General features: G+C 36.7%; 1 protein-coding gene. It reads right to left on the bottom strand.

What is annotated here, in order from left to right:
* Nucleotides 1-365: DEAD/DEAH box helicase (locus WEIDD23_RS12400; protein WP_197458906.1), on the bottom strand; the 365-nt coding region annotated here is incomplete at both ends.

Raw genomic sequence — 365 nt, forward strand, 5'->3', positions numbered from 1 at the left:
AATAGTAATTTGTTTTCTCAAGTAAATAATTAACACGTTCATCCGAAACCAAACGGCGAAGTTCGGTGGTATCATCAATAATTTCACCGTCTTTTTCGAAATCAGTGACACCAATATAATGAAATGGTGCTAAAAGTTCTGAATCCAAAGCATCCAACAAGGAAATTTCATAAGCAACATTATAGTCAAAATATTCGTAGACATTAACACCATCCGTACGTTCTGGAGTGGCGGTCATACCCAACATAAATTCCGGCTTAAAGTAATTCATGAACCGTTGGTACATTGTCTCTCGATCTGAATCTTGATTATGTCCTACACGATGAGCCTCATCAATTAAAATATACTCAAAGCGATCAGAACCC

It is taken from the genome of Weissella sp. DD23, from assembly GCF_001579105.1.
Lineage (GTDB): Bacteria > Bacillota > Bacilli > Lactobacillales > Lactobacillaceae > Weissella > Weissella cibaria.